Origin of the sequence: Rhizobium sp. NLR8a, from assembly GCF_019685235.1 — a bacterium.
GTDB lineage: Bacteria > Pseudomonadota > Alphaproteobacteria > Rhizobiales > Rhizobiaceae > Rhizobium.
This window is the reverse complement of record NZ_JABDWI010000004.1, coordinates 319,993-340,289: the sequence shown is the minus strand read 5'-3', so window position 1 is coordinate 340,289 and position 20,297 is coordinate 319,993. Positions and strand designations below refer to the sequence as shown.

The 20,297-nt window shown below is 62.7% G+C and carries 18 protein-coding genes and 1 tRNA gene; 6 read left to right on the top strand and 13 right to left on the bottom strand.

The features are described 5' to 3' along the window. Positions 1-35: 35 nt before the first annotated feature. The 3 genes from HJC04_RS09860 to HJC04_RS09850 all read right to left on the bottom strand — a co-directional run bounded on the left by HJC04_RS09860 (position 36) and on the right by HJC04_RS09850 (position 2,203). Positions 36-467, bottom strand: a complete 432-nt coding sequence (locus HJC04_RS09860; protein ID WP_210629278.1) for a DUF2948 family protein — start codon at positions 465-467, stop codon at positions 36-38. Between the two features lie 156 nt (positions 468-623). Next, positions 624-1,916, bottom strand: a complete 1,293-nt coding sequence (murA, locus tag HJC04_RS09855) for a UDP-N-acetylglucosamine 1-carboxyvinyltransferase (RefSeq protein WP_210629279.1) — start codon at positions 1,914-1,916, stop codon at positions 624-626. Positions 1,917-2,008: 92 nt separating this feature from the next. Then, positions 2,009-2,203: a hypothetical protein gene (locus HJC04_RS09850; RefSeq protein ID WP_221146028.1), complete on the bottom strand. Its 195-nt coding sequence runs from the start codon at positions 2,201-2,203 to the stop codon at positions 2,009-2,011. Positions 2,204-2,359: 156 nt separating this feature from the next. On the opposite strand from HJC04_RS09850, the gene HJC04_RS09845 reads away from it, so the two are divergent. Together HJC04_RS09845 and HJC04_RS09840 are read left to right on the top strand one after the other, a co-directional pair. After that, positions 2,360-2,434 (top strand) — tRNA-Thr (locus tag HJC04_RS09845). A gap of 346 nt (positions 2,435-2,780) precedes the next feature. Beyond that, positions 2,781-3,023, top strand: coding sequence for a DUF982 domain-containing protein (locus HJC04_RS09840; RefSeq protein ID WP_210629280.1), 243 nt, complete (start codon positions 2,781-2,783; stop codon positions 3,021-3,023). Between the two features lie 222 nt (positions 3,024-3,245). Here the strand turns inward: HJC04_RS09840 and HJC04_RS09835 are convergent, their stop codons facing one another. Beyond that, positions 3,246-3,509, bottom strand: coding sequence for a hypothetical protein (locus HJC04_RS09835; RefSeq protein WP_210629281.1), 264 nt, complete (start codon positions 3,507-3,509; stop codon positions 3,246-3,248). A 228-nt stretch (positions 3,510-3,737) separates the two neighbouring features. Between HJC04_RS09835 and HJC04_RS09830 the strand changes: the two genes are divergently transcribed. Together HJC04_RS09830 and HJC04_RS09825 are read left to right on the top strand one after the other, a co-directional pair. Then, a complete protein-coding gene (locus HJC04_RS09830) occupies positions 3,738-4,004 on the top strand; it encodes a hypothetical protein (protein WP_210629282.1) in 267 nt (88 codons plus the stop codon). 96 nt (positions 4,005-4,100) lie between these two features. After that, positions 4,101-6,161 carry an ATP-dependent helicase gene (locus HJC04_RS09825; RefSeq protein WP_221122737.1) on the top strand — a complete coding sequence of 687 codons (2,061 nt, stop codon included), beginning with the start codon at positions 4,101-4,103 and terminating at the stop codon, positions 6,159-6,161. A gap of 47 nt (positions 6,162-6,208) precedes the next feature. Here HJC04_RS09825 and HJC04_RS09820 read toward each other — a convergent pair whose 3' ends face one another. From HJC04_RS09820 to mscL, 6 genes are all read right to left on the bottom strand, one after another. Further along, complete coding sequence (locus tag HJC04_RS09820) at positions 6,209-7,177, bottom strand: MBL fold metallo-hydrolase (protein WP_221122736.1); 969 nt, start codon at positions 7,175-7,177, stop codon at positions 6,209-6,211. A gap of 242 nt (positions 7,178-7,419) precedes the next feature. After that, entirely contained in the window at positions 7,420-8,472 is a 1,053-nt protein-coding gene (locus tag HJC04_RS09815) for an enoyl-CoA hydratase/isomerase family protein (RefSeq protein ID WP_221122735.1), read from the bottom strand. 83 nt (positions 8,473-8,555) lie between these two features. After that, a complete protein-coding gene (locus tag HJC04_RS09810; RefSeq protein ID WP_221145947.1) occupies positions 8,556-10,517 on the bottom strand; it encodes a bifunctional diguanylate cyclase/phosphodiesterase in 1,962 nt (653 codons plus the stop codon). Positions 10,518-10,633: 116 nt separating this feature from the next. Further along, a complete protein-coding gene (galE, locus tag HJC04_RS09805; RefSeq protein ID WP_210629287.1) occupies positions 10,634-11,668 on the bottom strand; it encodes a UDP-glucose 4-epimerase GalE in 1,035 nt (344 codons plus the stop codon). Positions 11,669-11,870: 202 nt separating this feature from the next. Beyond that, on the bottom strand, positions 11,871-13,037 hold the full coding sequence (locus HJC04_RS09800; RefSeq protein ID WP_221145944.1) for a pyridoxal phosphate-dependent aminotransferase: 1,167 nt from the start codon (positions 13,035-13,037) through the stop codon (positions 11,871-11,873). Positions 13,038-13,223: 186 nt separating this feature from the next. Further along, the gene (gene mscL, locus HJC04_RS09795) at positions 13,224-13,661 is read right to left on the bottom strand and encodes a large conductance mechanosensitive channel protein MscL (RefSeq protein WP_037143248.1); all 438 of its coding nucleotides are present in this window, start codon (positions 13,659-13,661) and stop codon (positions 13,224-13,226) included. Positions 13,662-13,883: 222 nt separating this feature from the next. Between mscL and HJC04_RS09790 the strand changes: the two genes are divergently transcribed. Then, a complete protein-coding gene (locus HJC04_RS09790; RefSeq protein WP_210629289.1) occupies positions 13,884-17,387 on the top strand; it encodes a PAS domain-containing hybrid sensor histidine kinase/response regulator in 3,504 nt (1,167 codons plus the stop codon). 9 nt (positions 17,388-17,396) lie between these two features. On the opposite strand, the gene HJC04_RS09785 is transcribed toward HJC04_RS09790, so the two are convergent. Then, positions 17,397-17,954 (bottom strand): TetR/AcrR family transcriptional regulator, encoded by a 558-nt coding sequence (locus tag HJC04_RS09785; protein WP_210629290.1) that lies wholly within the window; start codon positions 17,952-17,954, stop codon positions 17,397-17,399. Between the two features lie 135 nt (positions 17,955-18,089). Between HJC04_RS09785 and HJC04_RS09780 the strand changes: the two genes are divergently transcribed. Continuing rightward, positions 18,090-19,286: an MFS transporter gene (locus HJC04_RS09780; protein WP_221145935.1), complete on the top strand. Its 1,197-nt coding sequence runs from the start codon at positions 18,090-18,092 to the stop codon at positions 19,284-19,286. A gap of 15 nt (positions 19,287-19,301) precedes the next feature. Here the strand turns inward: HJC04_RS09780 and HJC04_RS09775 are convergent, their stop codons facing one another. Beyond that, positions 19,302-19,745, bottom strand: coding sequence for a nuclear transport factor 2 family protein (locus tag HJC04_RS09775; RefSeq protein ID WP_221122733.1), 444 nt, complete (start codon positions 19,743-19,745; stop codon positions 19,302-19,304). Between the two features lie 101 nt (positions 19,746-19,846). Further along, positions 19,847-20,251 carry a GFA family protein gene (locus HJC04_RS09770; RefSeq protein ID WP_221145933.1) on the bottom strand — a complete coding sequence of 135 codons (405 nt, stop codon included), beginning with the start codon at positions 20,249-20,251 and terminating at the stop codon, positions 19,847-19,849. Positions 20,252-20,297: the final 46 nt, after the last annotated feature.

The window sequence follows — 20,297 nt, the reverse complement described above, 5'->3', positions numbered from 1 at the left end:
GAACCGCGATGTTCAAACTTCAGGCGTCAAGCCATTCAGGGGTGGCGGGGTTTGGAAGCCGCCTGCCATGCGCCGCCGATATCGGCCATCTGGACCTCAATGCATTCGACGTCGAGCGCAATCGAGGCAGTGCCCGACAGCGCCAGCTCGATCGTGCCATCCGGCCCCTCGCCCTTCCTGTCGAAACGCAGCGCCAGCAGCGACAATACCTGATCACGATTGCCGCGATCGACGCCGAGCGAACGGACGGCAAGCACGCGCTTGAAGGCCAGAACGGCACGGCGGCGCTCGAAACCTCTGCGCTTGCGCGCGGCACTTTCCCAGACGAAGCGATTGGCGGCAAGCGCGAACTGGGCGCCGCGCGGCGACCAGTCGATATCGCCGACCTTGAAGACGCTATCCTGCATATGCGCAGAAATGATCGCGAGGTCCTCGTCATCAAGCGCAACAAGCTTCAGGTCGGTCATTCAGGCTCAATCCCCAGAGCAGGATGCCGAAAGTGCGAGCGATTTTCGGACGACATCATGCTCTTGCTATTTAACAGGCATCGCCGGAATGGCGATGCGTCAGACAAGGCAAATAAGATGCTGCGACCGATTACGCAACCGGAATGAAGGTCTCTCTTACTCGCTGATGCGCTCGACGACGGCGCCGCAGCGGGTCAGCTTCGCTTCGAGCCGCTCGAAGCCGCGGTCGAGGTGGTAGACACGGGAGACCGTGGTTTCACCCTCGGCGGCGAGGCCGGCGATGACGAGCGAGACGGAGGCGCGCAAATCGGTCGCCATGACGGGCGCGCCGCGCAGGCGCTGGACACCTTCGATCTTCGCGGTCTGGCCGGAGAGCGAAATCCTGGCGCCGAGTCGGGCAAGCTCCTGCACGTGCATGAAGCGGTTTTCGAAGATGGTCTCGGTGACATGCGAGATGCCGGAGGAGCGGGTCATCAGCGCCATGAACTGTGCCTGCAGATCGGTGGGGAAGCCCGGGAAAGGATCGGTGACGATATCGACCGGCTTGATGCCGGCGCCGTTGCGCCTGACGCGCATGCCGTTATTGGTCGCCGAGATATCAGCGCCGGCCCGGCGCAGGGTTTCCAGTGCGGTTTCGAGCAGCGACACATCGGTATTTTCGAGCACGACGTCACCGCCGGCCATGGCGACGGCCATGGCGTAGGTGCCGGTCTCGATGCGGTCCGGCAGGACGCGATGACGGGCGCCCGAGAGCGAGGTGACGCCTTCGATGGTAATGGTCGAGGTGCCGGCGCCTGATATCTTGGCGCCCATGGCGTTCAGGCAGTTGGCGAGGTCGGCGACTTCAGGTTCGCGGGCGGCGTTGCCGATGACAGTCGTGCCGCGGGCAAGGGTCGCGGCCATCATCAACACATGGGTGGCGCCGACGGAGACTTTCGGGAAGGTGTAACGCGCGCCGATCAGGCCGCCATCCGGCGCCCTGGCGTTGATATAACCGGCATCGATCTCCATCGTCGCGCCAAGCGCCGTCAGGCCGTCGATGAAAAGATCGACGGGGCGCGTGCCGATGGCGCAGCCGCCCGGCAACGACACGCGGCAATGGCCCTCACGCGCCAAGAGTGGCCCGATGACCCAGAAGGAGGCGCGCATCTTGGAGACCAGTTCGTAAGAAGCGGTGGTATCGACGATGGTGCGGCAGGTGAAGTGGATCGTGCGGGCGTAGGAATCCTCCTGGCGCTCGCGGCGGCCGTTGACGGCGACGTCGACGCCGTGATTGCCGAGAATGCGCATCAGAAGCTCGACGTCTGCCAGATGCGGCACGTTTTCCAGCGTCAGCGTGTCACTGGTCAGAAGCGAGGCGATCATGAGCGGCAGTGCGGCATTCTTGGCGCCGGAAATCGGAATGATGCCATTCAGCTCATTACCGCCGACAATTCTGATACGATCCATGTGCGCTTACTTCCTGAAAGTTCTGCCTTGAAAGAAGGAGTGAGGTGTTTAGGGGATTTATGCAGAGGCTTCAATTCGTCCGGGACGGAACATTACGATTCGTCCATTTTTGCGGCGGGCAGCCCGTTTGTTTCGTCGGCCTGGCCGCAACGGCGGGCACGCACCTGCTGTTTGCGTCTCGAGAGATTTTCCCTGAGCTTTTCGGCGGCGCGCTCGCGGCGCAGTTTCGCCTGTGCCTCGATCGCCTCTTTACGGCTCTTCTGGCCGGTTTCGGTCTTGTCGTTCATGTCAACAGAATTAGCCGAATTCGCACCGATCCAAAAGGCCCTTGCATCTCTATCCACGCGAAGTTGGATTTTGCGGCTTGCGCTTGTCGTCAAGCTGTGGCAATAGCCGCCCCGTTCCTGCAATTGAGCCGCCCGGCTCCATGCGGATCTGGTAATGCTGCCGTAGCTCAGTGGTAGAGCACACCCTTGGTAAGGGTGAGGTCGGTGGTTCAATCCCACTCGGCAGCACCAGTTTTCTCCCGGACATCATTTCTCACGCGCCCGGCTACCCCTGATCCGGCCGCCGCCACCTTCTCCCCATGAACGGGGCGAAGAGACCAAGCCGCGACCTCTCCCCGTGCCTAGCGGCTCCAGCGCGCAAGTTCCATAAAACTTATCTGCGACTGCTCAACATTCCCCTGGCGTGCGCACCCCCGGCGATCCGCCTCACCCAAGCTGGCATTTCGCCTCATCAGCAACGAACGATTCACCATTGTTGACGGCAAAAATCGCGCTAGAATGCCTATCATAGCGGCGTCCGTCCTGAGAATGGGAGGCGCTGCACCCTGTTTCTGTCGACAATCGTGGAGGAGAATCGATGGCAACTGAACGATGGAACAGCCCGGTCACGGTCGGTTTCGAGGGAGCCGATGCGCGAACGGTCAACGGGCCGTTCGATGCCTTGAAATGCCTGGCAGATCTCTGGCCGAGTTCGCGCGGGCTTCGTTACATCAAGGCCCGCAGCACCTGCCGGGCTGCGTTGGACGGTCGCAAAAGCATGGAGGAGGCTAGAGCCGAGTTCCTGGCGGCCGCCGAAGAGGCGAAGCTGAAGCTGCATTGATGCAGCAGACGTCCGGCCGTTTCCGGTTTGGTCAGCAAACCGTGCCGGAACGATACATTGTTTAATTTTCACTTAACCCTGCATCGAGCAGGTGCCGGGTTTTGGCGCAAAGGGCGTTGCGCCTGAGCCAGCTGTTTCGATAGAAAACATCCAGCCGTCATGATGACGGTCAGAGGCTCGTCATCCGGAAACGCAGGCGAGCCTCGTTCGAGCGGATCGGCTTCAGCAATCCGCACCGGCCTCATTCTCCATCTCGATATATCCCACACCGATGATCGTGCCGTCGGCCGCGCGGATGAAGGACGGCAGGTAGTGCGGCTCTGCCGGCTCACAAGCGACACTGCCGGTATATTCGTTGAGGGCGATCTGATCCTTCGGCAAGGCGGAATAATCCATGCCCGTCTCGAGCGAGGCATAGGCTGAGCCGACAAAGACGCCGCAGCCGATGATCAAGGTGGACGCCCAGAGGCGAAGAAGCGTCTGCATGATGGTCTCCAGCGTTTCGGGTCCGGCATTTCAACACCTGGAGAGTGCTTTGGTTCCCTCAGCGCCGCAGCAGGCGCTGCAACATAGCCTCAGCCGGCGATGCTTTCCGCGATCTCGGCCCCCGTCGACATCGCTGCGCCGGCGCACGAAACATTCGAGAACGTGACGGGCAGCAGCTCTTGGCGAAAGAGGCTGCGCGTTCCATATCAGCTGAGAAGGACGACGATGATGAAAGGGTTTCTGCCCGCCTTGTTTGCAGGGGCATTGCTGGCCGGCTGCTCCTCGGCCGATACGGCCGCGCTCGAACCCATCCCCGGCAGCATCACCTATGGCGGCCAGCCGCGAACCAAGCTCACCAAGTCGCCGATCGGCAGCGCCGTCCATCATCAATTCTACAACGAGACGGGCCAGCGCGTGGAGGAAACCTATATCCTCCAGCCCGACCGCAGCCTGAAACTGGTGCGGCGCGTGATCGGCCCGGATTTCCCCGATTAAGGTCTCGAACCGCTTGACAGCGGCTAAAATCGCGAACATTCAAGGAACATCTAATCTTCCCGGAGTGATTCTGCGGGAGCCCGACCGGACGGCTGGATGTATCTCGAAAAGCTCAATCCGCAGCAGCGCATGGCCGTCGAGCACGGCACGCTCACTGACGGCAGCCATATTGCCGGGCCGCTGCTGGTCATTGCCGGCGCCGGCTCCGGCAAGACGAATACGCTGGCGCATCGCGTCGCCCATCTGATCGTCAAGGGCGCCGATCCGCGCCGCATCCTGCTGATGACCTTCTCGCGTCGGGCAGCCGCCGAGATGGCGCGGCGCGTCGAGCGCATCTGCCGTGATGTGCTGGGTTCGAATGCCGGCATCATGGCCGATGCGCTCAACTGGTCCGGCACATTCCACGGCATCGGCGCGCGGCTGCTGCGCGATTACGCCCAGCAGATCGGCCTCGATGCCGATTTCACCATTCACGACCGCGAAGACAGCGCCGATCTGATGAACCTCATCCGGCACGATCTCGGCTTCTCCAAAACGGAAAGCCGCTTTCCGGCCAAGGGGACCTGCCTCGCCATCTATTCCCGGGCAGTGAATTCGGAGACGGCGCTCGATCAGGTGCTGCGCGACGCCTTTCCCTGGTGCGCAGCGTGGGAGCAACAACTTCGCGAACTCTTTGCCTGTTATGTCGAGGCGAAGCAGGCTCAGAACGTGCTCGATTACGACGATCTCCTGCTCTACTGGGCGCAGATGGTCGGCGAGAACGTGATTGCCGAGGATATCGGCAGCCGCTTCGACCATGTGCTCGTCGACGAATATCAGGACACCAACAGGCTGCAGGCCTCGATCCTTCTGGCGCTGAAGCCTGAGGGCCAGGGGCTGACCGTCGTCGGCGATGACGCGCAGTCGATCTATTCCTTCCGTGCGGCGACGGTTCGCAATATCCTCGATTTTCCCGCCGCCTTCAGCCCGGCCGCCAATATCGTCACGCTCGATCGCAATTACCGCTCGACGCAGCCGATCCTGGCCGCGGCCAATGCCGTCATCGATCTCGCCTCGGAGCGCTTCACCAAGAATCTCTGGACCGAGCGGCAATCGGCGGAACGGCCGCGCCTCGTTTCGGTGCGCGACGAGGCCGAGCAGGCGCGTTATATCGCCGAAAAGGTGCTCGACAATCGCGAAGAAGGCTTGAAGCTCAAGCAGCAGGCCGTGCTCTTCCGCGCCGCCCATCACAGCGGGCCGCTGGAGGTTGAGCTGACCCGGCGCAATATTCCCTTCGTCAAGTTCGGCGGCTTGAAGTTTCTCGACAGCGCGCATGTGAAGGACATGCTGGCCGCCCTTCGCTTTGCGCAAAATCCGCGCGACCGGGTGGCGGGCTTCCGGCTGATGCAGATCCTGCCAGGCGTCGGACCGTCGACGGCGCAGAAGGCGCTCGATCTGATGGCCGAGGATGCAAGCCCGCTGTCGGCGCTGGCCGCCATGCCGGCGCCGCCGCGCTCCGGCGAGGACTGGACCGCCTTCGTTTCGATGCTGCAGGAGCTGAAATCCGGCAAGGCCGGCTGGCCGGCTGAAATCGGGCTGGCGCGGCAATGGTACGCGCCGCATCTGGAACGGCTGCATGAGGACGCGGCGACGCGGCAGGCCGATCTCCTGCAGCTCGAGCAGATTGCCGGCGGCTATGCCTCGCGCGAGCGCTTCCTCACCGAGCTCACCCTCGATCCGCCGGATGCGACCAGCGACCAGGCCGGCGTGCCGCTGCTCGACGAGGATTATCTCGTCCTCTCGACCATCCATTCGGCCAAGGGCCAGGAGTGGACGAGGGTGTTCATGCTGAACGTCGTCGACGGCTGTATTCCGAGCGATCTTGCCGTCGGCGCCAGCGCCGAAATCGAGGAGGAACGCCGGCTGCTCTATGTGGCGATGACGCGCGCCCGGGACGGTCTCGACCTTGTCGTGCCGCAACGCTTCTTCACCTATGGGCAGAACGCCCAAGGCGATCGGCACGTCTATGCCGCGCGCAGCCGTTTCATTCCCGCGACGCTGCTGCAGTTCTTCGAGGCCTGCAGCTGGCCGCAGGTGAAATCGGAAGCCGCCGCCCAGGCGCAAGCGCGGCAGGTGCGCATCGACGTCGGCGCCCGCATGCGCGGCATGTGGCGATAGAGTGCGTTGCATAGATCGGCTCCATGCAACGCTCTTTGGTTCGGCGCTCAATAGTCCCAGAAGACCGGCACCCAGCGGAAGGCTTCGCCGTCTACCGCCACCCGGCCGACGGACGGGAACGGCAGGTGGGTGGCCACCAGCTGTTCACCGGTCGCCGCCAGCTCCCGCAAAAGATCGCGGCGCACACGAGCCGCTTCTTCGGGATAGTGTTCGAAACCATTGTACCAGTCGGGGTGCTCAAACCCGACCGCAAAGATGGCGTCGCCGGCGAATGTCAACTGGTCGCTGCCCGATGCCAGGCGAACAACGCTGTGTCCGGGAGTGTGGCCGCCGGTGCGTTGGGCGACCACACCCGGCGCCACCTCGGATTGCTCGTCGAATAGCCTAAGATGGCTGGCGTACTCGCCGAGGAACCGCTTTGCGGTCGCCCGAAGCGCGTCAGGGAAGCCTGGCGGCATGGACACCTGGCTGAAATCGGGCGCTTCCCAGAACTTCGCCTCGGCAGCCGCCACGTGAATCCTGAGGTCCGGACGCAGTCGGTCCTTCACCCCATCAACCAGCAGCCCGCCGATGTGATCCATGTGCAGGTGGGTCAGCACCACGTCGGTCACCGCCGCAAGATCGATACCAGCAGCCTCCAGCCTCCTGATCAGCTGCCCGGCCCGCGGCAAGTTCAAGTCCGGGTCCAGCCCCAGCCCGGCGTCGATGAGGATGGTCTGCCCGCCGCTGCGGACCAGGACCACGTTCAGCGCCCAGTCGAAAGCGTCCGGCGGCAGGAACATATCCCCCAGCCACGCTGCCCTGTCAGCCGCATCGACATTGTGCCCCAGCATCGCGGTTGGGAGCGGCAGCACACCATCGCTGATGATCAGAACTTCAATCTCGCCGATCCGCACCGCGTAGCGCGACGGAACCAGCTCATCCGGCCGCGGTCTGCCGGGCTGCGAGGTACTGTTGAGGTTGATGTTTGTCTCCTGCTGGCCAGCCGTACGGGGTCTTGCTTCTGCTTGTGACATGATGCGCTCCTGTGTTGCATGATCGAAAGATGTCGGGTCGATGATCACGAAGCGGAGACTATGCCGGAGCGCGTTTGGCGGTCGATCAGGTCAAGGGAGAGGGAAGGCTAGGCTTTAGGACAGGCCCGCCTATGGATTCGCCGTGGTGCAGTGCAGATTTGGCGTGGAGCGACCAGCAAAAGGACGCAGAGTCCCGCCCGGCAGGCGGTGCCCTCGCTCGCAGCAACGCAGGAGTTACGACATCAAAGCGAAAGCGGCGGCTCAGCCGGTTTCAGGAAGCGCTCGACCGTTTCCGCCGTCACCGCCTCGACTGATGCCGGCGACCATTTCGGATTGCGGTCCTTGTCGATGACAGCGGCGCGGATGCCTTCGAAGAAATCGGGATTATCAAGCATCTGCAGGCAGGCGCCGAGTTCGCGGCGAAGACATTCGGCGAGCGAGGCACTGCGCCGGCCCGCCCTCAGCAGCAGCAGAGCGAGTTTCAGGCTGGTCGGCGACCGGCTGAGCAATACCCGGCGCGTCTCGGCTGCAAAGTCGCCCTCTTCTTTGGCGAGAGCCGCGAGGATTTCCTCGACGCCGTCGAAGGAAAATGCGCGGTCGATCACATCGACATTCTGCCGCAACCGGCTTTCCGCCAGCGGTTCGGAAAATCCCTGCAGCAGGGCATCGACTTCCGTCGACGCGCTGGTGCGCGGCAGGTCGCAAAGGCCATCGATCACCGCGTCGAGCCGCGCCGAAGCGATCTGAAGATCGGCGAGACCAGCATAGATCGCGTCCGCAGCACCAATATCGAGCCCGGTCAGGCCGAGCCATGTTCCGGCCTCGCCGGGCGCCTTCGGCAGCAGCCATGTGGCGCCGACATCGGGGACATAGCCGATGCCGGTCTCCGGCATGGCAAGCCGCGTGCGCTCGGTGACGATGCGGTGGCGGCCGTGCGAGGACAGGCCGACGCCGCCGCCCATGGTGATGCCGTCCATCAGCGCGACATAGGGTTTGGGATAGGAGGCGATCATATGGTTGAGGCGGAATTCCTCGCGCCAGAAGGTTCCGGCGAGACCATCGCCGGCGCGGGCGCTTTCATGCAGCGCACGGATATCACCGCCGGCACAGAAGCCGCGTTCGCCTTCGCCCGTGATCACAACGCTTGCCACATCGGATCCGGAGGCAAAGCCATGAAGGGCCTCCGCGAGCGCGCGGATCATCGGCAGCGTCAGACTGTTCAGCGCCCGCGGCCGGTTGAGCCGGATGATGCCGGCAGTGCCCCGCCGTTCGATGATCACTTCGCCGTGCTGCATGGTTCACCTCGTCTGTTGAACCATGCATAGACGAGGATGCGGCATCGCTCCAGAGTATTTGCGGGCCGGGACCAAGCGATTGCTCAGGCCGACAGGGCGTCTCGGGCTGACGCTGCGGCTTCGCAGCGGTCCGCATATTCGATGGCGAGTTCCAGCGGCAGCGGCCGCGAGAAATAATAGCCCTGCGCCAGACGGACACCCATCGCCTTCAATCCCTCGGCGATCGCTTCGCTTTCCACACCTTCGGCGACCGAGGCGATGCCGAGATTCTGACAGAGGTTGGCGACCGATCGAGTGATGTTCATGCAACGGGCGTCGCGATCGAAATTCATCACGAAACCCTTGTCGATCTTCAGCTTGTCGAAGGCCAGACGATGAATGTGGCTGAGGCTGGAAAAGCCGGTGCCGAAATCATCGAGGGCGATCGAGATGCCGGCGGCGCGCAGCATCGTGATCACCCGGTCGGCCGTGTCGAAATCGGAGAGCAATGCGGTTTCGGTAATTTCAAATTCGATGCGCTTCGGGTCGATGCCGGAGCGGGTGATCATGGCAAGCAGCGCCATCGAGGTCTCATGATCGCAGATATCCCGTGCCGAGAGGTTGAAGGAGAGCCTCAGATGGCGCGGAATGATCGCCAGCGCTTCGAGCGCCTGGGCAAAGAGGATGCGCGTCATGCGGCCGATCACCGCCGTGCGCTCGGCGGCGGGAATGAAGGCTGTGGGGCTGATGCGTCCGAAACGGGCGCTGTCCCAGCGGGCGAGCGCCTCATAAGCGACGACGCGGCCGCTCTTCAATTCGACGATCGGCTGGTAGTCGAGTTTCAATTCCCCGGCGAAATCGTTTGCCTGCAACTCGAGTTCGATCAGGTAGCGCTGCGTCAGGATCTTTTCGTGTTCGGCGGAGAAGAATTCGACGCCGCTGCTGCGCTTGCTCTTGACCTGGTAGAGGGCGAAATCGGCCTTCTCGTAGAGGTCTTCGGCGGTGTATTCGCCGAGATCGGGATAGACGATGCCGCAGGAGCCGAAGACGCGGACCGAGCCATCGGGGATTTCGATGGGATCACGGACGGCGGCGCAAAGCGCCTGACCGAGATCGGCGACCGCCTGGCGCGTCATCGATGAGGGGAAAATGATGCCGAATTCATCGCCGCCGAGACGGGAGACGATACCCTCCTCGCCGACCAAAGCGGTGAAGCGTCGCGCCGTTTCCTTGAGCACGAGATCACCGGCGGCATGGCCGAAAACGTCGTTGACGGGCTTGAAGCCGTCGAGATCGATAATGCCGAGAACGGGCGTCGAGAACGGATTCTTCTGCAACCGTTCTTCCAGGGAGAGAAAGAAGCTGCGGCGGTTGGCAAGGCCGGTCAGTTGATCATGCAGCGCGTTGCGGCTGTTGACGAGGTTCAACTCCTCGGCCTCCGCCTGCTTCTTCTTCAACTCCTCGGTCAGTTGCACCAGGCCGACGAAATTCTGGAAATAGCTGTTGATCACCCGGAGGAAGGGCAGGATGAGGAAGAGCCCGCTGACGGCGGTCGCCACGAAAACGGGATTGCCCGAGAACATGAAGGTGGTGATCATGGCGGAGAAGGTAATGACCGTGGTCATCGCCGCCGCCATCGGCAGATGCATCAGGCAAAAGATGCAGGAAATGCCGGTCACGACGAGGAAATAGGCGATCTGGCCCTGCTGCGACGCATCGCCATATTGGTAAAGCGCGACCGACCAGCTGCCGAAAGCGACGGTCAGGATTCCGGCGCCCGATATCGTCACCTTCATCAGCCGGTAGGCCCGCTCGGCAGTGATGCTTTCCTTGCCCCTGATCTCCCACCAGCAGAGACGGAACATACAGACGACGCTGAGCGCCACCGGAATATAGAGCGACAGCCACAGCGGCGCGGATTTCAGATGGGTAATCGCCACCGCCAGCGCATTGATGATCAGCAGGATATAGAGAATGGGGATCTGCGACGACAGGGCCTGGAACTGCGCCATCAGAAGCGTCGGATTGTCTCTTTGCAGCTGCAATGAAGCCAGAAAGTTCTTCATCTTCTCTTATCCGTCGGCCAGAGCCAGGCAGCGAAAGCTTGATGTTTCCTTATTCACGTCACGTCATTCGAAGCCCGCGGGCGCTGGTGTAAACGGCAGCCGCCGCCGGACACCGCTCAGAAGGATGCGGCGGCAAGTGCCCGGTGGATGCTGTGCAGGTCGTCGACGTTTCTGTTCGACAGGAAGAGTTCCCAATCGAGCGAACTCTGGACGATGGTCTCAAGCGAATCGTAGCGGGGCTTCCAGTCGAGCACCTGCCGGGCGAGCGAAGGATCGGCGACGACGCTGGCCGAATCGCCGGCGCGCCGCGGCGCCATGTGAATCTTGAAGGAATGCCCGTGCAGGCGGGTGACCATATTCAAGACGTCGAGCACGGAATAGCCGCTGCCATAACCGCAATTGGCGACGAGCGGGCCCTTGTCCCTGCGCAGGTGCTGCAGCGCTTTCAGATGCGCATCGGCGAGGTCGGTGACATGGATGTAGTCGCGCACGCCGGTGCCGTCATGGGTGGGATAGTCGATGCCGTAAACATGGACGCTGTCACGCTTGCCGAGCGCTGCCTCGCAGGCAACCTTGATGAGGTGCGTGGCGCCCGAAGTCGACTGGCCGGTGCGGTGGTGCGGGTCGGCGCCGGCGACGTTGAAGTAGCGAAGCGCGACATAGTTGAAATCATAGGCGGCGGCGGCGTCACGCAGCATAAGCTCGGTCATCAGCTTCGACTGACCGTAAGGATTTTCCGGATTGAGGTGAGCCGTCTCCTTCACCGGCAGGTCCGTCTGCTGCTGGCCGTAAACGGCGGCCGTCGAGGAGAAGACGAAATTGCGGATGCCGGCCCTGATCGAGGCGGAAAGAAGCGTCCGGGTCTTGCCGGAATTGTTGTCGTAATAGGCGAGGGGATCGGCAACCGACACCGGCACGACGGCGGAGCCGGCGAAATGGATGATCGCCTCGATGTCGTTTTCGATGAAGATCTTCTTCAGAATATCGGCATCGGCGATGTCGCCGAGATAAAAACGCGCCGCCGGCGCCACCGCCCAGCGGAAGCCGGTGGAGAGACGGTCCAGCACGACCACATCCTCGCCGGCATCGATGAGCGCCCAAACCATGTGACTGCCGATGTATCCGGCGCCGCCCGTCACCAAAACCGCCATTCCCACACCCCGCCTCAATTTATAAGCAGGGGCATCAGGCGCCGGTTTTCTTTCCAATTTTCTTATCACGGCGCCGTTGTAAGGCGTTTGAACGGGTATGTTTGGAGTCGTGGTTAGAGGCTAATTTCGCTCTTCGCTACAGTTTTATCGATCAGGCGATTCCGGCACGAAATCGTCCCGCACGGGCGTGCCCCGCGCCCTCTCAGCGCTTGAGGATATAGTCGCAGAGACGCTCGGCCGCGATCGCCACCTGGGCGGGATCGCGCAGGAAACAGGCGCGCAGGAAGAGCTCGCCGCCGGCGCCGAAGGCAGCCCCGGGAGCAAGGCCGACGCCCGTCTTGTCGACGATGTCGATGGCGGCGCTGCGGCTGTCGGCAACGCCGTCGATCTTCAGGAACGCATAGATCGCGCCGTCCGGCTTCAGCGTCTCGACGCGATTGGTGGCAATCAGCGCATCGCAGAGGATATCGCGCGACCGCGCCGCCTTGGCGATGTTGGCCGCAACGAAATCATCGCCTTGATCAAGGGCTGCGACGGCGCCCTTCTGCATGAACTGCGCCACGCCGGATGTCGAATATTGGACGAGGTTTTCAAGCACCTGGCCCATCTCTGGGGGGGCGACGATCCAGCCGACGCGCCAGCCGGTCATCGACCAGTTTTTCGAGAAGGAATTGACGAAGACGATCTTGTCGTCCGGCTCCATCACGTCGAGGAACGAGGCCGCGCGGCCGCCGGCGAAGTAATAGCGCGCGTATATTTCATCCGCCATGATCCAGAGATCATGTTTGCGGGCGAGCGCCAGGATATTGCCGAGATCTTTCTTCGTCGCGGTCCAACCCGTCGGGTTCGAAGGGGTGTTGATGAAGATGCCTCTGGTTTTGGATGTGATGGCGGCTTCGACGCGCTCGAGATCGACCGTCCATTTGCCGCCTTCGAACTGCAGCGTGACGCCGACGGAGCGCGCACCTGCTATTTCGAGGGCTGCGGCAATATTCGGCCAGGCGGGGGTGAGATAAACGAATTCGTCGCCAGGCGAAGTCAGCGCCTGCACGCAGAGCTGGATCGCCTGCATGCCGGAGCCGGTGGCGTAGAAATGCTCGACCGGCAGCCGGACGGAAAAATGCCTGACATAATAATCCGACAGCGCCCGGCGAAGCTCGGGAATGCCGCGCTGCCAGGTGTAGAAGGTCTCGCCGGCGGCCAGCGCTTCCATCGCCGCCCGGCTGATGAAATCGGGCGTCGGCAGATCGCCTTCACCGACCCAGAGCGGCAGCAGGCCTTCGCGGCCGCGGGCATAATTGACGACTTCGACGATCCCGCTTTCGGGCGCCGCCACGGCGCGCGGGCTGAGGCTGTTCATGATCGACATGCAGATCTCCGGTTTTCGCCTTCATAGAGGATTTGCGACCGCAAATCCCATGATATCCAGTGATGGCATATCGATTTTCGTGATGGATGGCCGGCGCGGCCGACGTGCTGAGGGCGGGCGGAGCCATTGTGGAGCCACCACGACTTGCCTCAACACGCCAGCCTGAGCCGCCGGCCCCAGCTCCGATCAGACCGCCGGGCGCTTGGCGAGGAGATCGCGGATCTCCGTCAGCAGCTGGACGTCCGCCGGCGGCGGGGGCAGTTCTTCCGGTGCCGCCTTCTCCTGGCGCTCGACCTGCATGCGCAGATAGTTCACGCCCTTGACCATCAGAAAGATGATCCAGGCAAGGATCAGGAAGTTGATGAGGACGGTGAGGAAGCTGCCATAGGCGAAGACCGCCCCTTGGGCGCGGGCGGCGGCCAGTGTCGGCGCGTTGACGGCCGACGAGAGCGGCAGGAAATAATTGGAAAAATCGAAGCCGCCGAAAATGGCGCCGACGATCGGCATGATAAGGTCGTCGACCAGGGATTTGACGATGCCGCCGAAGGCACCGCCGATGATGACGCCGACTGCAAGATCCATGACATTGCCGCGGGCGATAAAGGCCTTGAACTCATTGAGCATCGGATCCGTCTCCCTTCGATCCCATTTCAGAGATATGCAGTTGTTTTCACTAGCTACATCTTCACTGCAATTAATCAATTGCAAATCGCAATAATCCCGCAAAGGACTGCGTGCAGTCTTTGACTTAAGGCTTAGACGGGCAGGAATTTTCAAGGCTCCTGAAATGACTTAAGCTCACCTGCATTGCGGGAGGTGCCGGCACCTGTCACCGGCGGAGGGTCAATGCTTCCAGGCTGGGTCATATTCGCGTCTGCCTTCGGCTATCTGCTGCTGCTATTCGCCGTGGCAAGCTATGGCGACCGCAAGAACCGCGGCCCGGGCTCGCTGGAAGGCGGATGGCCGGTCGTCTATGCGCTGAGCCTGGCGATCTACTGCACCTCCTGGACCTATTTCGGCAGCGTCGGGCTTGCCGCGCAGCGCGGCCTGGAATTTGCCGGCATCTATATCGGCCCGATCCTGGTCTTCACGTTCGGCATGCCGCTGCTTCGCCGCATCATCGAGCTCGCCAAGGCGGAGAAGCTCACCTCGGTCGCCGATTTCGTCGCCGCGCGCTACGGCAAGAACCCGACGGTCGCCACCATCGTCGCGCTGATCTCGCTGATCGGCACCATTCCCTATATCGCGCTGCAGCTGAAGGCGATCTCCAGCACCGTCAGCGCCATGGTCAACCCGTCCGATTACGGTATCGGCAGCGGCAATCTCTATTTTCTCGATCTGCCGCTCGTCGCGACGCTGGTGCTTGCCTGCTTCGCCATCATGTTCGGGACGCGGCATACCGATGCGACGGAGCACCAGGACGGCCTGATCCTCGCCGTTTCGATGGAATCGGTGGTCAAGCTGGTTGCCTTCCTGACGGCCGGCATCTGCGTCATCTGGTTTCTTTTCGACGGTCCGACCGACCTCTGGCAGAAGACCGTCGAAAACAGCCTGGTGATGTCGGCGCTGAATTATCATACGCCGATCAGCCGCTGGATCACCCTGATCGCACTGTCGGCCTTCGCGATCATCATGCTGCCGCGGCAATTTCACGTGACGGTCGTGGAAAACCGGACGGCGAAACAGCTGAAACTCGCCGGCTTTCTGTTTCCCTTCTATCTGGTCGCGATCAATCTCTTCGTGCTGCCGGTGGCGATCGGCGGGCTGCTGACCTTCGGCGGCGCCGGCAATGCCGACTTCTACATGCTGTCGCTGCCGCTTGCCGGCGAGATGCCGGTGGTTTCGCTGATCACCTTCATCGGCGGCTTCTCCGCCGCAACGGCGATGGTCATCGTCGATTCCGTGGCGCTGTCGATCATGGTGTCGAACGACATCATCATGCCGATCTTCCTGAGGCGCAAACTCGCCGGCCGCACCGGCCAGCGCGACGATTTCGCCAAGACGCTGCTGAACATCCGCCGCAGCGCGATCTTCGCCGTGCTGCTGTTCGGTTACGCCTACTACCGCTCGACCGACAGCACGGCGGGGCTGGCCTCGATCGGCCTTCTCTCGTTCGCCGCGATCGCGCAGATCGCCCCTGCCCTGTTCGTCGGACTAATCTGGCGGCGGGCAAATGCGCGCGGCGCCATCCTCGGGCTGACGTCCGGCTTCGTCATCTGGGTCTACCTGCTGTTCCTGCCGTCGCTCGGCGGCCCCGATTATTCGCATGTGGCAAGCGTAGTGCTCGGCTTCATCTTCCCCGGCGCCACGCTGTTTACCGCGCCCGACGCCGACCCGCTGGTCAATGCGACCGTGATGAGCCTGCTCGTCAACACCGCTTTCGTCATCGTCGGATCGCTCACCCGCAATGCCAGGCCGCTGGAACGCATCCAGGCCGGCATTTTCGTCAAACGGCATTCACGCTCGCAATTTGCCACGCGGGGCTGGAAAACCCGCATCAGCGTCGGCGACCTCAAGGCGGCGATCTCGCGCTATCTTGGCGAGGAGCGCATGCAGCGCTCGTTGACGACCTATGAGCAAAGCTCCGGCCGCAAGCTGGAGGACGAGCAGCCGGCCGACATGGCGCTGATCCATTTCAGCGAACAGCTGCTCGGCAGCGCCATCGGCTCGTCCTCGGCAAGGCTGGTGCTGTCGTTGATCCTGCAGAAGATCGAGGATGCTTCGTCCGACACCGCCTGGCTGCTCGATCAGGCAAGCGAAGCGCTGCAATATAACCAGGACATGCTGCAGACGGCGCTATCGCAGATGGATCAGGGCATTGCCGTTTTCGACAGTTCCAACCGGCTGACAATCTGGAACCGCCGCTTCCGGCAATTGCTCGACCTGCCGGAGAATGCCGGCCAGGTCGGCTTTCCCCTCTCCGAGATCGTCAATATCCTCAGCCAGCGCGGCGACATCGCGCCGGGCGATCTGCAGCAGACGGTGCGGCATTTCCTCACGCTCGACAAACCCTTCGCGCTGGTGCTCGGCGGCGGTGAGCGGATCATCGAGGTGCGCTCCAACGCCATGCCGGACAAAGGCATTGTCGCCACCTTCACCGATATCACCCAACGCGTCAGCGCCGACCAGGCGCTGAAACAGGCGAATGAGACGCTGGAGCAACGCGTTGCCGAACGCACGGCGGAACTCACCCGCGTCAACCACGAACTGGCCGAAGCGCGGGCGGCTGCCGACGAGGCGAATATCGGCAAGACCCGCTTTTTCGCCGCCGCCGGCCACGACATCCTGCAGCCGCTCAACGCCGCCAGGCTCTATTCCTCGGCGCTGGTCGAGCGTATGGCGCAATCCGACAACAGCCCGATTGTGCGCAACATCGATTCAGCACTGGAATCGGTCGAAACCATTCTGGGCGCGGTGCTCGACATCTCCAGGCTCGATACCGGCGCCATGCGGCCGCGGCTTGCCTCGGTTGCGCTTTCCGATCTCCTGGAGCGGATCGAGACCGATTTTGCGCCGATCGCCCGGGAGAAACAGCTGAAGCTGGTGGTCATGCCGACATCGCTGCGCGTCCGCTCAGACCCGAATCTTCTGCGCCGCCTGGTGCAGAACCTCGTTTCCAACGCCATAAAATACACGATCACCGGGAAGGTGCTGGTCGGGGCGCGGCGGCGCGGCAACCAGGTGATCATTCAGGTGATCGATTCCGGCATCGGCATTCCGCCATCGAAATTCCGTACCGTGTTCAAGGAATTCGCGCGGCTGGACGAAGGCGCCAAGACTGCTTCCGGCCTCGGGCTCGGCCTTTCGATCGTCGACCGTATCGCCCGCGTGCTCAACCATCCGGTCGAGCTGCTCTCGACGCATGGCAGAGGCACTGAATTCCGCATCTCCATGCCGCTCGACGTCTCACGTCCGGCCGAGGCTGCGGCAGCCGTCAGCCCCGCCGATCGCCCGGGGCAGCCGCTCAAGGGACTGAAAATCCTCTGCATCGACAACGAGCCGAAGATCCTGGAAGGCATGCGGTTGCTGCTCAGCGGCTGGGGTTGCGAGGTGACGGCGGTGGATTGCCTTGCCGAGGTGATCGCCATGGACGGCCGGGATGGGCCGCCGGATCTTGCCATCGCCGATTATCATCTCGACGACGGCACCGGGCTTGCCGCAATCCTGCATCTGCGCCGGCAGTTCGGCATCGACCTCCCCGCCTTGCTTGTTACCGCCGACCGCACGCCTGAAGTGCGCAGCGAGGCCGAGCGCTACGGCATCGCCGTTCAACACAAGCCGGTGCGGCCGGCGGCGCTGCGCGCCTATATCACCCAGATAGCCGGCCTCAAACGCGCGGCTGCGGAATAGCCGGCAAGCTCAGCCGGCCGGGCTGATGACGCGAGCGACGAGATCGCGTACACGCGCAGTATCCGGCACCTCGCCAAACAGGATGCGGTACATGATCGGCGCCACAACCTGATCCATCACGAGATCGACGTCCGGGAAGGTTTCGCCCCGCGCCTTTGCCCTGTCGGCGATAACGACGATCTGCTGACGCGTATATTCGCAGCACTTGCAGGCATTGGCGCCGGCCTGCGCGGCCAACACGTCGCGGATCATCTCGCGGCCCGGCCCGGAGGACATTTCCTCGGCATATTGCTCGGCCCAGGCCTGAAGATCGGCGCTGCCGCTGCCGGCGTCGACCGGCTGCATATCCGGCCGCAGCCGCTCGACGGCGACGTCGGCGAGAAGCTCCTGCAGATCGCCCCAGCGGCGATAGATGGTCGACGGCGTCACGCCCGCCCTGGCGGCGATCAACGGGATCGTCACCTCCGTGCGATTGATCTCGACCAACAGATCGCGCGCCGCCTTGTGCACCGACGCCTGGACCCGAGCGCTTCGTCCGCCCGGACGGAGATTCTCTTTCACTGCCATGCCTGCAATCCGACCTCGTCCTGACATTGATGGTTCAAAATCTTTGACAGGAGCATAAACGCAAATAATTTGCCTTTGCGCCTCATTCACCCTACATGGAGCTAACGCAACGGGTTAGCTTTAAGGGACTTATATATGTTCGCTGCCGCCAAATCCACAGAGAATGCGCCGCGTTCCTCGATCGGTTTTCACGCGCTGACGCTCGCCACCTTCTTCGGCGCCTCATCGGTGCCGACGCCGCTCTACCGGATCTATCAGGAGAACTTTTCCATCTCGCCGGTGCTGATCACGGTGATCTTCGCAGTCTACGCCTTTGCGCTCCTGGCGGCGCTGCTGACCGCCGGCTCGATTTCCGATCATCTCGGCCGCCGGCCGGTGATCTTTTCTGCCCTGCTGCTCGAACTCGTCGCCATGGTTCTCTTCGTCGCCGCCAGCAGTCCCGGCTGGCTGATCGCGGCGCGGATCGTCCAGGGCATTGCCACCGGCATCGCCGGCGCCTCGCTCGGAGCAGCCCTCGTCGATGTCGACCGGGCGAAGGGCCAGATCGTCAATTCGATTGCGCCGCTTTGCGGCATGGCGGTGGGTGCGGTCGGCACGAGCGCCCTGATCCAGTATGGCCCCTTCCCAATGCATCTCGTCTATGCGCTGCTCTTCGTCGCCTTTGCGCTGCAGGCCGCCGCGATCTGGCTGATCCCCGAGACCGGCGGCGCGCGGCCGGGTGCGCTCGGTTCTCTGATACCGCGGGTTTCCATTCCGCCGCAGGCGAAGCGGCCGCTCTCGCTGGTGACGCCGATCAATATCGCCAACTGGACGCTCGGCGGCTTCTACCTTTCGCTGGTCCCATCCTTGGTCGCCAGCACGACCGGCAGCACCGCGCCGCTGACGGGCGGGGCGGTCGTCGCCGCACTGACGGCGAGCGGAGCGATCGCCGTCTATCTCAGGCGCGGCAAGACGGCCCAGGCCAATCTCGGCTTCGGCGTATCGGCGAAGACCCTCGGTATCCTGACGGTCGTTGCCGGCGTGCATCTCGCAAACGTGCCGCTGCTGCTGATCGGCACGATTTTGACCGGCGCCGGTTTCGGCACCAATTTCCTCGGCTCGCTCGGCACCATCATGCCGCTCGCCAAAGCGGACGAGCGGGCCGGACTGCTGTCGGCCTTCTACGTGCAGAGCTACCTCGCCTTCAGCCTGCCGGCGATTCTGGCAGGCTTCCTGGCGAAATCCGCCGGCTATCAGGTGACGACGGACATTTATGCGACGGCGATCCTGCTGTTGCTGGGCGTCGGGATCGTGGCCCTTCGCGCCGGAAAGACGGCGGAGAATGCCGCCTGATTCCGGAGGGAGTGTTCACGGCTGGAGATCCAGCAGTGCCCGGCCGCTGCCATCCATGGCGAAAGGCACCGAGGCGTGCTGGTGGGCGACCAGCCAGCGGCCATCCTGCTTGACGAGGCCGAGGGTCTGACGGAACCAGAGATCGACTTCGGTGCCATCGGTCTTCTTCCCGGTCATCCGCGTGAGGCCACTCCAGAAAGCGACACCCTCGCCGACCGTCAGTTTGGCGTCGCGCACCTCGCCGCCGATCGGACCTTCCCAGGTGTCGAACCAGGCCTGCAGGCCTGCCTTGTCCTTGCCGTTCATGACCAGCGGCGGCGCAAGGGAAAATTCCACGGAATCTTCGGCCTCGTAGGAAAGCGCCTCCTCGGCGTTCTTTTCCCCCAGCGCCTTGGCCCGCATCATCAGCATGGCGATGACCGCCTCTTCCTCGTGCCTGACATTTGCTTCGTCTTTCACGGCCGTTCTCCTTCTCCGTTATGGACAGAGGACGCGCGGCAGGAGGACGATCCGACAATGATGCATTCAATCTTGGCATTCCGCGTTTTGCTGGAATTGCTTCAGAGATAACTCGTCACTTCAGGCTCGTTCCACCAGGCATCGTGCCTGCCATCGGCGTAACGAACCGGCAGCGCCGCCAGTTCCTCGGGCGTAATATTATCCAGGCAGGCAATATTGATCGAGACATAGGCGCCGCCGATCGCCTCGACATAACCGTCGCCATAGGCCGGCACGCCACAGGTGCGGCAGAAGCGGTGATGGCCGCTCATCGTGTTGAACTGGTAGTCTGATGTCTCCGCCTCATCGCACATCAGCCGGAAATCCTCCGGCTTGACGTTGGCGCCCCAATAACGCCGCTTGGCGCAGATCGAGCAATTGCAGCGGCCGGTCCCGGCCTCGAGGTCCATATCCACTTCGTAACGCACTTTGCCGCAATGGCAGCTTCCCCGGTAGGTCTTCTTCATGGCGCGCACCTCCTTCGACGTTGCATCAGACACTTGGATATGACAA

What these genes read in the sequence shown, in the direction of transcription:
- HJC04_RS09810 (WP_221145947.1), bottom strand. Translation starts at nt 10,517, where the DNA reads ATGAAGAACTTTCTGGCTTCATTGCAGCTGCAAAGAGACAATCCGACG.
- HJC04_RS09770 (WP_221145933.1), bottom strand. Translation starts at nt 20,251, where the DNA reads ATGAAGAAGACCTACCGGGGAAGCTGCCATTGCGGCAAAGTGCGTTAC.
- HJC04_RS09850 (WP_221146028.1), bottom strand. Translation starts at nt 2,203, where the DNA reads ATGAACGACAAGACCGAAACCGGCCAGAAGAGCCGTAAAGAGGCGATC.
- HJC04_RS09780 (WP_221145935.1), top strand. Translation starts at nt 18,090, where the DNA reads ATGTTCGCTGCCGCCAAATCCACAGAGAATGCGCCGCGTTCCTCGATC.
- HJC04_RS09840 (WP_210629280.1), top strand. Translation starts at nt 2,781, where the DNA reads ATGGCAACTGAACGATGGAACAGCCCGGTCACGGTCGGTTTCGAGGGA.
- HJC04_RS09835 (WP_210629281.1), bottom strand. Translation starts at nt 3,509, where the DNA reads ATGCAGACGCTTCTTCGCCTCTGGGCGTCCACCTTGATCATCGGCTGC.
- HJC04_RS09815 (WP_221122735.1), bottom strand. Translation starts at nt 8,472, where the DNA reads ATGCAGCACGGCGAAGTGATCATCGAACGGCGGGGCACTGCCGGCATC.
- HJC04_RS09820 (WP_221122736.1), bottom strand. Translation starts at nt 7,177, where the DNA reads ATGTCACAAGCAGAAGCAAGACCCCGTACGGCTGGCCAGCAGGAGACA.
- murA (WP_210629279.1), bottom strand. Translation starts at nt 1,916, where the DNA reads ATGGATCGTATCAGAATTGTCGGCGGTAATGAGCTGAATGGCATCATT.
- HJC04_RS09785 (WP_210629290.1), bottom strand. Translation starts at nt 17,954, where the DNA reads ATGGCAGTGAAAGAGAATCTCCGTCCGGGCGGACGAAGCGCTCGGGTC.
- HJC04_RS09830 (WP_210629282.1), top strand. Translation starts at nt 3,738, where the DNA reads ATGAAAGGGTTTCTGCCCGCCTTGTTTGCAGGGGCATTGCTGGCCGGC.
- HJC04_RS09790 (WP_210629289.1), top strand. Translation starts at nt 13,884, where the DNA reads ATGCTTCCAGGCTGGGTCATATTCGCGTCTGCCTTCGGCTATCTGCTG.
- mscL (WP_037143248.1), bottom strand. Translation starts at nt 13,661, where the DNA reads ATGCTCAATGAGTTCAAGGCCTTTATCGCCCGCGGCAATGTCATGGAT.
- HJC04_RS09800 (WP_221145944.1), bottom strand. Translation starts at nt 13,037, where the DNA reads ATGTCGATCATGAACAGCCTCAGCCCGCGCGCCGTGGCGGCGCCCGAA.
- HJC04_RS09825 (WP_221122737.1), top strand. Translation starts at nt 4,101, where the DNA reads ATGTATCTCGAAAAGCTCAATCCGCAGCAGCGCATGGCCGTCGAGCAC.
- galE (WP_210629287.1), bottom strand. Translation starts at nt 11,668, where the DNA reads ATGGCGGTTTTGGTGACGGGCGGCGCCGGATACATCGGCAGTCACATG.
- HJC04_RS09860 (WP_210629278.1), bottom strand. Translation starts at nt 467, where the DNA reads ATGACCGACCTGAAGCTTGTTGCGCTTGATGACGAGGACCTCGCGATC.